Raw genomic sequence first — 12,966 nt, 5'->3', positions numbered from 1 at the left:
CGGCGGACTCAGTCTGCCTGGCGCTTCTTGACCGACTTTTGCTTGGGCTTGGCGCGCTTGACCTGGCCACCTGCCGTCAGGCGCTGGTTGCCCAGCACGCGGATCTGCTTGACCTCGGGCTTTTGGCCGGAGCGCTTGCTGAACTTGAGCAGCTTGACATCGCGAGGACCGGGCATGCGGTTCTCGTCGATGGCTTTTTCCTTTTCCGGCATGGGGCGCCAGAGCACCAGCAGCTTGCCGATGTGTTGAATGGGTGCAGCGCCAAGTTCGTCGCACAGCTGCAGATACATCTGCTCGCGTGCGGCGCGGTCGTCGTTGAAGACACGGACCTTGATCAGGCCATGTGCGTTAAGGCCGGCGTTGACCTCCTTTTGCACGGCAGCCGTCAGGCCGTCACCTCCGATGAGGACCACGGGGTCCAGGTGGTGTGCGTTGGCGCGGTGTTCCCGGCGCTCGGCGGGAGTCAATTGAATTTGGGGCATGGCCGTATTATCGAGGCTGAAAGAATCCAGCATGAAAGTCAACACAAAAAGCAAGAAGGTCAACAAGGCTTGGCTCAACAGCCACGTCAACGATCCTTACGTCAAAGCCGCCCAGAAGGACGGCTACCGCGCTCGCGCGGCCTACAAACTCAAGGAGATAGACGAGCAGCTCAAGCTCATCCGGCCGGGTGCCACGGTGGTGGATCTGGGCTCTACGCCAGGGGCGTGGAGCCAGTATGTGCGCCGCTGCCTGTCGCCAGAAGGTGCGGCGGTGGGCGCGCTCAATGGCCGGATCATCTCGCTGGATCTGCTGCCCATGGAGCCCATCGAGGGCGTGCAGTTCATTCTGGGCGATTTTCGCGAGGAGCCGGTGCTGGCGCAGCTGCAGGAAGCGCTGGGCGGTGGCAAGGCCGATGTGGTGGTCTCCGACATGGCTCCGAACCTGTCGGGCAACGGTACGACGGATGCGGCGCGCATTGCGCTGCTGGTGGAGCTGGCGGTTGATTTCTCCATCCACCATATGAAACCTGAAGGGGCCCTGGTCGTGAAACTCTTCCACGGCGGGGCCTACGACGACCTGGTAGCGCTGTTCCGGCAGACCTTCAAGGTGGTCAAGCCGATCAAGCCCAAGTCCTCGCGCGACAAGTCTTCGGAGACGTTTCTGGTGGGCATGGGGCTCAAGTAGCCCTGCACAGCCGCCCGGCGCGGCCCTGACGCGGGTCAAGACCGCATTCAAGCTATGGCTGCTATAGAGGGATATAGGCGACCAGCCAGCTTGAAACACCTAAAATGGACCGCAAATACGCTTCGAGCACGCTGGAAGTCGTTTTATCTGTATCCCCATTGGAGCCCCGCTTGAACAATCAGTGGTTTTCAAAAATTGCCGTCTGGCTGGTCATCGCCATGGTGCTGTTTACGGTGTTCAAACAATTTGACACCCGTGGCGGCGCCGGCGCGTCCCATGTCGGTTACTCCGAGTTCCTGGAAGAGGTGCGAAGCAACCGCATCAAGAGCGCCACCATCCAGGAAAGCCCCGGCGGCACCGAGATCGTGGCCACGACCAACGATGACCGCAAGGTGCGCACCACGGCCACCTACCTGGATCGCGGGCTCGTGGGCGATCTGATCAACAACAACGTCAAGTTCGACGTCAAGCCCCGCGAAGAAGGCTCGGTCCTGATGACCCTGCTCGTCAGCTGGGGCCCCATGCTGCTGTTGATCGGCGTGTGGGTGTACTTCATGCGCCAGATGCAAGGCGGCGGCAAGGGCGGTGCTTTCAGCTTCGGCAAGAGCAAGGCGCGCATGCTGGACGAGAACAACAACACCGTGACCTTTGCCGACGTTGCAGGCTGCGACGAAGCCAAGGAAGAGGTCAAGGAAGTCGTGGACTTCCTGAAGGACCCCAACAAGTTCCAGAAGCTCGGCGGCCGCATTCCGCGTGGCCTGCTGCTGGTCGGGCCTCCGGGTACCGGCAAGACGCTGCTGGCCAAGTCCATTGCGGGTGAGGCCAAGGTCCCGTTCTTCAGCATCTCGGGCTCCGACTTCGTGGAAATGTTCGTCGGCGTGGGCGCGGCCCGTGTGCGCGACATGTTCGAGAATGCCAAGAAGAACGCACCCTGCATCATCTTCATCGATGAAATCGACGCCGTGGGCCGCCAGCGCGGCGCAGGCCTGGGCGGTGGCAACGATGAGCGTGAACAGACCCTGAACCAGATGCTGGTCGAGATGGACGGCTTCGAGACCAACCTCGGCGTGATCGTCGTGGCTGCGACCAACCGTCCCGACATCCTGGATGCCGCCCTGCTGCGTCCCGGCCGTTTCGACCGCCAGGTGTATGTGACGCTGCCCGACATCCGCGGCCGCGAGCAGATCCTCAATGTGCACATGCGCAAGATTCCTGTCGGCCAGGACGTGAATCCGGGCGTGATCGCCCGCGGCACGCCCGGCATGTCGGGCGCCGATCTGGCCAACCTCTGCAACGAAGCAGCCCTGATGGCCGCGCGCCGCAATGCGCGTACCGTCGAGATGCAGGATTTCGAGAAGGCCAAGGACAAGATCATCATGGGCCCCGAGCGCAAGAGCATGGTCATGCCCGAGGAAGAGCGCCGCAACACGGCCTACCACGAGGCAGGCCACGCACTGATCGGCAAGCTGCTGCCCAAGTGCGATCCCGTTCACAAGGTCACCATCATCCCGCGCGGTCGTGCGCTGGGCGTGACGATGAGCCTGCCCGAGAAGGACCGCTACTCCTACGACAAGGAGTTCATGCTCAACCAGATCGCCATGCTGTTCGGTGGACGCATTGCCGAAGAAGTGTTCATGAACCAGATGACCACGGGCGCGAGCAACGACTTCGAGCGGGCCACGCAGATCGCACGCGACATGGTCACGCGCTACGGCATGACCGACGCGCTGGGTCCCATGGTCTATGCGGAGCAGGAAGGCGAGCCTTTCCTGGGCCGCTCGATGAGCAAGACCAACAGCATGAGCGAGCAGACGATGCAGAAGGTGGACCAGGAGGTTCGCCGCATCATCGACGAGCAGTACGGACTGGCGCGCAAGCTGATCGAGGACAACTCCGACAAGATGCATGCCATGGCCAAGGCCATGCTCGACTGGGAAACCATCGACGCCGAGCAACTCGATGACATCATGGCTGGCCGAGAGCCGCGTCCTCCCAAGGACTGGGTGCCGCGCAACCCGCCGTCTTCCGACGGTGGCAACTCGTCCGGCGGCACGCCGGCAGTGGATGCCGACCCTGCGCCCACCACGGCCTGATCTGCTTGCCGCAGAATCTGCCAATCCCATGCAAAGGGCCCCGAGGGGCCCTTTTGCTTTGCTTGCAGGATGTGCTCAATCGCCCGCAGCGGTGGCCGAGCGAGGGGCCCGGTCCGGCAAGCGCCTACCTTCAGGAAATCCCATGCCGCATCAATGGCAGACTTCGCGCTTTGTTCTAGACCTTCAGCGTCCACTGGTCATGGGCATCGTCAATGTGACGCCCGACTCGTTTTCCGATGGCGGGCGGCACAACACGGTGGAGCAGGCCTTGCGGCATGCAGAGCAGCTGGTCGGTGAAGGCGCGCACATCCTCGACATCGGTGGCGAGTCCACCAGGCCCGGATCGCCGGCCGTGCCGCTGGACGAGGAGTTGCGGCGCGTGCTGCCCGTGGTGCAGGGCGCGGTGCAACTGGGCGTGCCTGTCTCCGTCGATACCTACAAGCCCGAGGTCATGCAGGCCGTGCTGGATCTGGGGGCCGACATCGTCAACGACATCTGGGCGCTGCGCCAGCCGGGCGCGCAGCAGGTGGTGGCCGCGCACCCGAGCTGCGGCATCTGTCTCATGCACATGCATGGCACGCCGCAGGACATGCAGACCATGCCCATGCAAGGCGATGCCGTGCCCGCCGTGCGCGATTTCCTGCAGTTGCACAGCGATGCCCTGCTGGCCCGGGGCGTGGCGCGCGAGCGCATTGTCTGGGACTACGGCATCGGCTTCGGCAAAAGCGTGGCACAGAATTTTTCGCTGCTTGCGCGCCAGCATGAATTGCTGGGCCTAGACTTCCCGCTGCTGGCAGGCTGGTCGCGCAAGGGCTCGCTCGGGCAGGTCAGTGGCCTTGCGCAGGGCCAGCGCATGGTGCCCAGTGTGGCGGCGGCGCTGCTGGCAGTGGAACGGGGCGCGCGCGTGGTGCGCGTGCACGACGTGGCCGATACGGTGGCGGCATTGACGGTCTGGCAGACCATGCACGACAACAACTGAACAACAAAGGAGCACTATGGCACGCACATATTTTGGTACCGATGGAATTCGCGGCCTGGTGGGCCGCTCGCCCATCACCCCCGACTTCGCGCTGCGCCTGGCGCACGCCGTGGGCCGTGTGCTGCGGCGCAAGGAAGCCCGCCCCATGGTGCTGATCGGCAAGGACACCCGGATCTCGGGCTACATGCTGGAGAGTGCCCTGGAGTCCGGCTTCAACTCGGCCGGTGTGGACGTGATGCTGCTCGGTCCCCTGCCCACCCCGGGCGTGGCCTACCTGACGCGCGCCCAGCGAGCCAGCCTGGGCGTGGTCATCAGCGCCAGCCACAACCCTTATTACGACAACGGCATCAAGTTCTTCAGCGCCCAGGGCACCAAGCTGCCAGATGCCTGGGAGGAAGAGGTCGAGCAGGCCTTGACCGAAGATCCCGTGTGGGCCGACTCTGCCGCTCTGGGAAAGGCCCGGCGCCTTGAAGACGCGGCAGGGCGCTATATCGAGTTCTGCAAGAGCACCTTTGACCATGCACTCACGCTCAAGGGCGTGAAGATCGTTGTCGATGCGGCTCATGGCGCGGCCTATCAGATCGCACCCAAGGTCTTCCATGAACTGGGGGCCGATGTGGTGGCCATTGGCTGTGCGCCCGATGGACTGAACATCAACGAAGACGTGGGTGCCACGCACCCTGAGGCTCTGGTGCTGGCCGTGCGCGCCAACAAGGCCGATTTCGGTGTGGCGCTGGATGGCGATGCCGACCGGCTGCTGCTGGTCGATGCGGCAGGGCGGCTCTACAACGGCGACGAGCTGCTGTATCTGCTGGCAGCCGACCGGCTGGCGCGCGGCGAGGCCGTGCCGGGCGCCGTGGGCACGCTGATGACCAATATGGCCGTGGAGGTGGCGCTGAAGTCCCAGGGCGTGGGCTTTGTGCGTGCCAAGGTGGGCGACCGCTATGTGCTGGAAGAGCTGCACCGCCAGGGCTGGACCCTGGGCGGTGAGGGCTCGGGCCATTTGCTGGCGCTGGACAAGCACACCACGGGCGACGGCCTGGTCAGCGCGCTGCAGGTGCTGCAGGCCTGCGTGCGCTCGGGCAAGAGCCTGTCGCAGTGGCTGTCGTCCGTGCAGCTGTTTCCCCAGGTGCTGCTCAACGTGCGGCTGCAGCCGGGCCAGGACTGGAAGCGCAACACCCAATTGGAAGAGGCCACCGAGGCCGTCCAGGCCGAGCTGGGCGATACGGGGCGCGTGCTCATCCGCGCCAGCGGCACCGAGCCTTTGCTGCGCGTGATGGTGGAGGCGCGCGATGGCGACCAGGCCAGCCGCTGTGCCGAGCGCCTGGCCAGCGTGGCCAAGAATTCGCCGGTTGCCTGAGCGGTTGCGCGCTCCTGTGCATGGAAGGCCGAGGCTTCATGCCTCGGCTTTTTTCGTCTGGATTCCGGTGCGCGAGGTGATGCGATGCGCGCGGTGATGCGGCCCGGTCAGCCCTGGCTGCGCAAGAAGGACTCCAGCGCCTCTGGTGCCAGCGGGCGGCTGAAATGGTAGCCCTGGGCCTCATCGCAGCCTTGCTCGCGCAGGAACTCCAGCTGTGCCTCGGTCTCCACGCCCTCGGCCGTGGTCTGCATGCCCAGGGCCTGGGCCATGCGGATGATGGCGCTGACAATGGCGCGGTCGTTGCTGTCGTGATCCAGGTCCTGGATGAAGGACTGGTCGATCTTGAGCTTGTAGATCTGAAAGCGCTTGAGCTGGCTCAGGGATGAATAGCCGGTGCCGAAGTCATCCATGGCCAAGCGCACGCCGTGCTCGCGCAGCCGGTCCATGGTGGCCGTCGCCTGGCGCGGATCATGGATGGCCACGCCCTCGGTCAGCTCCAGCTCCAGAGAGTCGGCCGGCAGGTCGCTGTCGAGCAGGATGCGGTTGATGATCTCGGGCAGTTGCTGCTGATGGAACTGGATGGCCGAAAGATTCACGGCCACCTTCAGGTCGCAAAGGCCCGCATTGCGCCAGACCTGCAACTGCTGCATGGCGCTGCGCAGCACCCATTCGCCGATCTGCAGGATCTGGCCGCTGTCCTCGGCCACGGGAATGAACTCGGCCGGTGAGACCGAGCCCAGTTCCGGGTGCTCCCAGCGCAGCAGCGCCTCCACGCTGCGCACGCGGCCCGTGCTCAGCGTGATCTGCGGCTGATAGTGCAGATACAGCTGATTGCGCTCCAGCGCCCGGCGCAGCGCGTTCTCCAACTGCAGGGCGCGCAGGGACTGTGCCTGCATCTGCGGCGTGAAGAAGCGGTAGGTGTTGCGGCCGGCCTGCTTGGCGTGGTACATGGCCGCGTCGGCGGCCTGTGTCAGCGAGTCGATGTCGTGGCCGTCGCGCGGGTACAGCGCAATGCCCATGGACGGCGCAATGGTCAGCTCATGGCGGTCGATCTGGTAGGCCTGGCGCGACGCCTCCTGCAGCTTGCCGGCCACGCGGGCCGCGCCCTGGGCATTGGCGCCGGGCAGCAGCAGCACGAATTCGTCGCCGCCGATGCGGGCCACCGTATCGCGGTCGCGCACGACGGCACGCAGGCGGCGGGCAATCTCCACCAGCAGGGCATCGCCCACGCGGTGGCCCAGCGAATCATTGACATGCTTGAAGTGGTCCAGGTCCAGGAACATCACGGCCAGCGGCGTGTCGTTGGCCTTGGCCAGCTCGATGGCGCGGGCACTGCGCTCGGCCAGCAGCGTGCGGTTGGGCAGGCCGGTGAGCGCGTCGTAGTGCGCCATCCAGTAGATGCGTTCCTGGTCCAGCTTGCGGTCGGCAATCTCCCGGTGCAGGTTCTCCACCGTGGCGCTGAGTTCGCGTGTGCGGTCGCGCACCTGCTGCTCCAGCAGTTCGTGGGCCTGGCTCAGGGCCTGCTGGGCGCGCAGGCGGTCGTCGATATCGCTCACGATCCAGATCGATCCCTCGCGCGCATCGCCCGGATTGATGAGCCGCCCCGTGAGCTCGCCCCAGAACAGGCTGCCGTCCTTGCGGCGCAGGCGGCGCTGCGTGCGAAAGGACAGGCCGGCGCTCAGCGTGCGGTAGGCCTCGCGTCCCAGGCTGCGCAGCTCATCGCGGCTGGGATGCAGATGTTCGCTGTTGATGCCCACCAGCGCATGCTCGCCCGCGTAGCCGAAGATGTCGGCGTAGCACTGGTTGCAGCGGACGATGACGCGTTGGCGAATGAAGACGATGCCGACGCCGGCATTGTCGAGCAGGGCCTGCTGCTCGCGCAGGCTGCGTTGCAGGGACGCCGCCATCATCGAAGACGGACGTTCGAGTACAGGGTCGTACGCAATCGTCGGCGCGGACATGGCGAAGCGGTGGGGCGGTAATGAAGGGAGGGTGGGAAGCTTACAAAGTGTAGCACTTGTGCGGAAAACACTCTATCGGCCTTCCCTGACGCAAGCAGGGCCTGGGCCGTCATGGGCCGGGTGCAACTTGCCTGCGCCTGCGTTTTCCGGAGGCTTCGGCATCCAGCCGATCGGCCAGCTCATACAGCACGCCATGCCGCAGGGCGCCATGCGTCACGCGCATGCGCTCGATGCCCAGGCTGGAGAAGATCGCCCGCATCACGCTCATGCCGCCGCCGATCATGGGACGCAGTTCTTCCTTGAGCCCGTCCATGTTCACGCGGCTGACATGCCCTGCACGCAGCAACTGCGCCTGCAGCCAGTCCAGTCCCTGCCGCGTGATCCAGCCGGCCGTGCCATCGGGTGCATGGGCCAGCACCTTGACGATGGCGCCGGCCGTGCCGGAGGACCCATAGGCATGGCTCCACTGCCCGGCGGCAAACCGCGCGGCTTCGGGCGCAATGATGTCGGCCACCGCCGCTTCGGCCTGGGACAGTGCCTGGGCCGACAGCTCTCCATCGGGAAAGTGGCGCAATGCCCAGGTCACGCTGCCGAAGGCGAAGGAGCGTGCCTGCAGCACCTGCCGCTGCTGGCCAAGGCACAGCTCGGTCGATCGGCCACCGATGTCCACCACCAGCCGCCGCTGGGGACCGGGCGGCAGCAACTGGGCGACGCCGCGATAGATCAGGCGCGCTTCTTCCTCGCCGTCGATGACTTCGATGGCGCAGCCCAGGATGCGCTGGCCTTCGTCCAGGAAGACCTGGCGGTTCGATGCCTCTCTCAGCGTCTGCGTGGCCACGGCACGAACGCGGTGGCGGGGCAGGTCGCCCAGCACCTGCGCATAGCGCTCCAGGCAGGCCCAGCCACGCTGCATGGCCTCCAGGCTCAGGGCTCCCTGTGCGTCCAGGGCGCTGCCCAGGCGTATGGCTTCCTTGCGGTGGCTGAACAGCTGTACCTTTGCGCCGTCGCTGCGGGCCATGGCCAGCAGGCAGCTGTTGGAGCCAATGTCGATGGCGGCCAGGCGGCTTTCGGGGGGATTGGAAGAGGGCATGCGCGACAGGCGGACGACGACACGGCTGCGGCAGGTTTGCAGCAGCCAACGCCATCCAGGGGGATGGCAGTGAGCTTAGCACCCTGGCGATACAGCGTGGCCCTCGTGGCTGCGTGACCTGGTCATGACCTTTGCATGACAGCGCCAGCGCAGCCATTCCTTGCCGGAAGTCGCTTGTATGACAGGTGTCATGCGTGGGCGGGATTTATGTCATGAACATGTCACAAACCCGGGGCAGACTGCCAGAATCCCCGGTCCACGGGGTGACTACCGGGTCCTGCACAGGCCGGGCCCCTGCATCCATGCCCCAGACATTCACGCCGATTCCCGCCAGCGCCTCTGCCGCGCCTGCCGAACCAGAACATGAACAGGGGCTGCGCACCATGCCCGCAGGGCCGGCCTCGCTGGGCATGGCCCGCGAGACAGCGCCCATACCCGTCTCTGCACCCTTGAATGTCCCGATGATGCCCCTGGCCAAAAGCCTTTCCACCGCCCTGCTGGAATTGCAGGGCCAGGCGATGCCAGCGTCTGCCCCGGTCTCTGCTGCGGGGCTGGCCGCCGCGGCATACACTGGCCTGTACGCCACAGCCGAAAGCGGCGAAGTGCAAGAGCAACAGCAGCAGCAACAACAGTTTCTGGACCGCGACCATTGCATCCTGGCGTTCAACGAACGCGTGCTGGACTGGGCTGTGCGCGAGGATGTGCCGCTGCTGGAGCGGCTGCGCTACCTGTGCATCGTCTCTTCCAATCTCGACGAATGGTTCGAGGTGCGCTGCGCCCCCCATGTGACGGCGGCCAAGGCCGGCGACGCCAAGGGCCTGTATACGCTGCAGAGCTTTCGCTCGCTGATGGACAAGGCGCATGAGCTGGTATTGCGCCAGTACACGCTGTACAACCAATCGCTGATTCCTGCCTTTGCGGGGCAGGGCATACGCGTGGTCTCCCATGGCGAGCGCAGCAGCGCCCAGCGCAAATGGGTGCGCGAATACTTTCTGCGCGAAGTCCAGCCCCTGCTCATGCCGGTGGGCCTGGACCCATCCCATCCATTTCCCCAGGTGGCCAACAAGGCGTTGAACTTCATCGTGCGCCTCAAGGGTGTCGATGCCTTCGGCCGCGCCAACGAGGTGGCCATCGTCAAGGTCCCGCGTGCCTTGCCTCGCCTGGTGCGCCTGCCGGAGAAGATCGCGGGCAAGCAGCGCCTGTTCGTGAGCATCTCCAGCATCGTGCGCGCCCATCTGGTCGAGCTGTTCCCGGGGCGTGAGGTGGCGGAGTTCGCGCAATTCCGTGTCACCCGCCATTCGGATCTGGCGGTGGATGAGGACGATGTCAGCGACCTGCGCATGGCGCTGCGCCAGGGTCTGCACCACCGCCACTACGGCCAGGCCGTGCGGCTGGAGGTGTCCTTTGCCTGCTCGCCCATGTTGTCCGACCTGTTGCTGGGCCAGTTCGGCCTGCCGACCGAGGCACTGTTCCGCGTCAAGGGGCCCGTGAACCTGGTGCGCCAGTCGCAGCTGGTCGATCTGGTCGATGACCCCGCGCTGCTGTTCCCGCCGTGGCGGCCGGCATGGCCGCGCCAGCTGCAGCCGGGCCGCTCGGTGATGGCCCAGATCCGCAAGCGTGACGTGCTGATCCACCAGCCTTTCGAGAGCTTCGACGGCGTGCTGGAGCTGCTGCGCGAGGCCGTCAACGATCCCGAGGTGCTGGCCATCAAGCAGACCATCTACCGCACCGGGTCCGACTCCGAAATCATGCAGTTGCTGGCCGAGGCCGTGCGCCGCGGCAAGGAGGTGCTGGCCGTGCTGGAGCTCAAGGCCCGCTTTGACGAAGAGGCCAACATCAACTCCGCCGAGAAGCTGGAGGCCCTGGGCGCCCAGGTGGTCTACGGCGTGCTGGGCCTGAAGACGCACGCCAAGATGCTGCTGATCACACGCCGCGAAAAGCGCAGCGGGCAGCTCAAGCGCTATGGACACCTGTCCACCGGCAATTACAACGTGCGCACGGCGCGCCTGTACACGGACATCAGCCAGCTGACCTGCGATGCGCAGATCACGGCCGATATGGATGCCGTGTTCAGCCACCTGTCCAGCCACAACCGCCTGCCCAAGCTGCACCAGCTGGTGATTGCGCCGTTCCAGCTGCACGACCGCATGCTGGCGCTGATCAACCAGGTGGGCGAGGCGGCGCAGCGCGGCGAAGAGGCGCGCATCGTGCTCAAGATGAATGCGCTGACCGACGAGCTGCTCATGCAGGCCCTGGTGCGTGCCGGCCAGCAGGGCGCGCGCATCGATCTCATCGTGCGCAGTGCCTGCATGCTGCCGCCGCAGCGCAAGGGCTGGACCGACAACATCCGCGTGCGCTCCATCATCGGCCGTTTCCTGGAGCACTCGCGCGTCTTCTACTTTGCCTGGGGCAAGCAGCAGGAGCTGCTGCTGTCCAGCGCCGACTGGATGAACCGCAACATGATGCGCCGGGTGGAACTGGCCTGGCCCGTGCGCGACCCCGTGCTGCGCCAGCAGGTGATAGACGAATGCCTGGTCGCTGGCCTGTATGACAACCGCGATGCCTGGACCCTGGAGGCCAATGGTGCCTACCAGCGTGCACCCTATCCGACCACGGGCCTGGGTGCGCAGCGCGCCTTGATGGAGCGCTACGGGCCCCAGGTCTGAGCTGCGTCACGGCCGGCGGGCCGGCTGCCCCGCGCCATCCCGGCGCAAGCCGAAGCGGGTGGCCGTGCTCAGTGCAGATGCAGCTGCAAGGTCCAGGGCGTCTTCTGCCAGGCCACGGCCTCGGTGCGCAGCAGCTGGGCGGACTGGGGATAGCTTTTGGCCCAGCCTTCCGGCACGGTCAGGTGAAAGACGCTGTCCGAGCGATGCAGCCGTATGCCCTGCAGATCGGGGTCACGCCGGGCATGGCACAGCTGCACGGCCAGCCGCAGTGCGAGCAAGGGCCAGGCCACGGCCTGGTCCTCGATGGCGGCTTCCAGCTTGCGCAGCTTGCCCTGGTGGCCGAGCACGAGCTGGGTGATGCGCGCGCGCAGCTCCACGGGCCATGTCGCGGCACCGCAGTGCTCGGTGATGTAGGCGCCGTGCCGGTGGTAGGCGCTCAGGGAGATGCGCATGCCGATCTCGTGCAGGCTGGCGGCCGTGTCCAGTGCATGCATGGACAGGGCATCGGGCGGTTGTTGTGCGTGCAGCGATTGCCAGGCCCAGCGTGCGACCTTGCGCACGCGCAGCGCATGCGGGGTGTCAATGCCGAAGTCCTGCTGCAGCGCGGCAATTTCGGCTGCCTCGCGGTCGGCGGGGGCTCGTGCTCCAGCAGGTCGTGCAAAACGCCCTGGCGCAGCGCGCCCTGGGCGACTTCCAGTTCATTGATGCCCAGCAGGCCCAGGGCCGCAATCAGGATGCTCAGGCCTCCGGCGATGACGGCGCGGCGGTCTTCCTTGAGTCCGGCCAGCCGGATGCGGTCCACATGGCCGGCCTCCATCAGCTGCTCATGCAGCCAGCGCAGGCTGTCGGGCGTGATCAGCCCGCCGGAATATCCGTTGGCAGCCAGGATGTCGCCCACGGCGTTGGCCGTGCCCGACGAGGCATAGGCGCAGTCCCATGCAGTGGCCGGGTAGGCCGAGACGGTCTGGGTGAGAGCCGCCTGCGCGGCCTTGATGGCGGCCGAGAAATGTGCGCGCGACAGCGTGCCTTCGCCAAAGAATTGCGTGCTCCAGGCGACGCTGCCTATGGGGTAGGAGGCCACCTGACGCGCCTCGCCATGCTGGCCGATGATGACTTCGGTCGAGCGGCCGCCAATGTCCACCACCAGGCGCCGCTGCTGCGAGGGCGGCAACAGGCTGGAGACGCCGCGATAGATCAGCCGGGCCTCTTCCTCGCCCGAGATGACCTCGATGGGAAAGCCCAGCAGGGCGCTGCCGCGTGCGATGAAGACATCGCGGTTGCGGGCCTCCCGCAGGGTTTGCGTGGCCACGGCGCGGACCTGGTCGGCAGGAAAGCCGGCCAGGCGCTCGCCAAAGCGTGCCAGGCAGTCCCAGCCGCGTTGCATGGCCTCGTCGGTCAGCTCATGGTGCTCGTTGAGCCCATTGCCCTGGCGCACGGTCTCCTTGAGATATTCCACGCGCTCTATGCGCTGGTGGCTGCCGACGCGGCCTATTTCTAGGCGAAAGCTGTTGGATCCGAGGTCAACGGCGGCGAGCAGGGATTCTGGTGCCATGAAAGAAACGCCAATCAAGATTCGTCGAGCAGGAGTGCGCAGCGGTGCCGGGTGGCAGGGCTGCGCTTGTCTGGTGCCAGCTCGTGCGAGGCACAAGA

General features: G+C 65.8%; 8 protein-coding genes and 1 pseudogene. 5 read left to right on the top strand and 4 right to left on the bottom strand.

From position 1 onward, the window contains the following. Nucleotides 1–8 precede the first annotated feature (8 nt). Nucleotides 9–482 carry a YhbY family RNA-binding protein gene (locus BO996_RS22945; protein ID WP_012206726.1) on the bottom strand — a complete coding sequence of 158 codons (474 nt, stop codon included), beginning with the start codon at nucleotides 480–482 and terminating at the stop codon, nucleotides 9–11. 31 nt (nucleotides 483–513) lie between these two features. On the opposite strand from BO996_RS22945, the gene BO996_RS22940 reads away from it, so the two are divergent. The 4 genes from BO996_RS22940 to glmM all read left to right on the top strand — a co-directional run bounded on the left by BO996_RS22940 (nucleotide 514) and on the right by glmM (nucleotide 5,599). Then, nucleotides 514–1,167, top strand: a complete 654-nt coding sequence (locus BO996_RS22940; RefSeq protein ID WP_012206725.1) for an RlmE family RNA methyltransferase — start codon at nucleotides 514–516, stop codon at nucleotides 1,165–1,167. Between the two features lie 170 nt (nucleotides 1,168–1,337). Next, complete coding sequence (ftsH, locus tag BO996_RS22935) at nucleotides 1,338–3,260, top strand: ATP-dependent zinc metalloprotease FtsH (RefSeq protein ID WP_016447469.1); 1,923 nt, start codon at nucleotides 1,338–1,340, stop codon at nucleotides 3,258–3,260. A 142-nt stretch (nucleotides 3,261–3,402) separates the two neighbouring features. Beyond that, nucleotides 3,403–4,239 carry a dihydropteroate synthase gene (gene folP, locus BO996_RS22930; protein WP_071956496.1) on the top strand — a complete coding sequence of 279 codons (837 nt, stop codon included), beginning with the start codon at nucleotides 3,403–3,405 and terminating at the stop codon, nucleotides 4,237–4,239. A 16-nt stretch (nucleotides 4,240–4,255) separates the two neighbouring features. After that, entirely contained in the window at nucleotides 4,256–5,599 is a 1,344-nt protein-coding gene (gene glmM / locus BO996_RS22925; protein WP_043819007.1) for a phosphoglucosamine mutase, read from the top strand. Between the two features lie 107 nt (nucleotides 5,600–5,706). Here the strand turns inward: glmM and BO996_RS22920 are convergent, their stop codons facing one another. Both BO996_RS22920 and BO996_RS22915 read right to left on the bottom strand, forming a co-directional pair. Continuing rightward, nucleotides 5,707–7,560, bottom strand: a complete 1,854-nt coding sequence (locus tag BO996_RS22920) for an EAL domain-containing protein (RefSeq protein ID WP_034396146.1) — start codon at nucleotides 7,558–7,560, stop codon at nucleotides 5,707–5,709. 109 nt (nucleotides 7,561–7,669) lie between these two features. Then, a complete protein-coding gene (locus BO996_RS22915; protein WP_071956495.1) occupies nucleotides 7,670–8,650 on the bottom strand; it encodes a Ppx/GppA family phosphatase in 981 nt (326 codons plus the stop codon). A gap of 212 nt (nucleotides 8,651–8,862) precedes the next feature. Here BO996_RS22915 and ppk1 point away from each other — a divergent pair, with 212 nt between their 5' ends. Continuing rightward, nucleotides 8,863–11,316, top strand: coding sequence for a polyphosphate kinase 1 (gene ppk1 / locus BO996_RS22910; RefSeq protein WP_071956494.1), 2,454 nt, complete (start codon nucleotides 8,863–8,865; stop codon nucleotides 11,314–11,316). Between the two features lie 68 nt (nucleotides 11,317–11,384). On the opposite strand, the pseudogene BO996_RS22905 reads toward ppk1, so the two are convergent. Then, a pseudogene (locus BO996_RS22905) lies at nucleotides 11,385–12,868 on the bottom strand (Ppx/GppA phosphatase family protein). Nucleotides 12,869–12,966: the final 98 nt, after the last annotated feature.

The sequence above is a fragment of the Delftia sp. HK171 genome (assembly GCF_001886655.1).
Taxonomy (GTDB): domain Bacteria; phylum Pseudomonadota; class Gammaproteobacteria; order Burkholderiales; family Burkholderiaceae_C; genus Comamonas; species Comamonas acidovorans.
The sequence above is the reverse complement of the archived record's forward strand: the minus strand, read 5'-3'. Positions and strand labels throughout refer to the sequence as shown.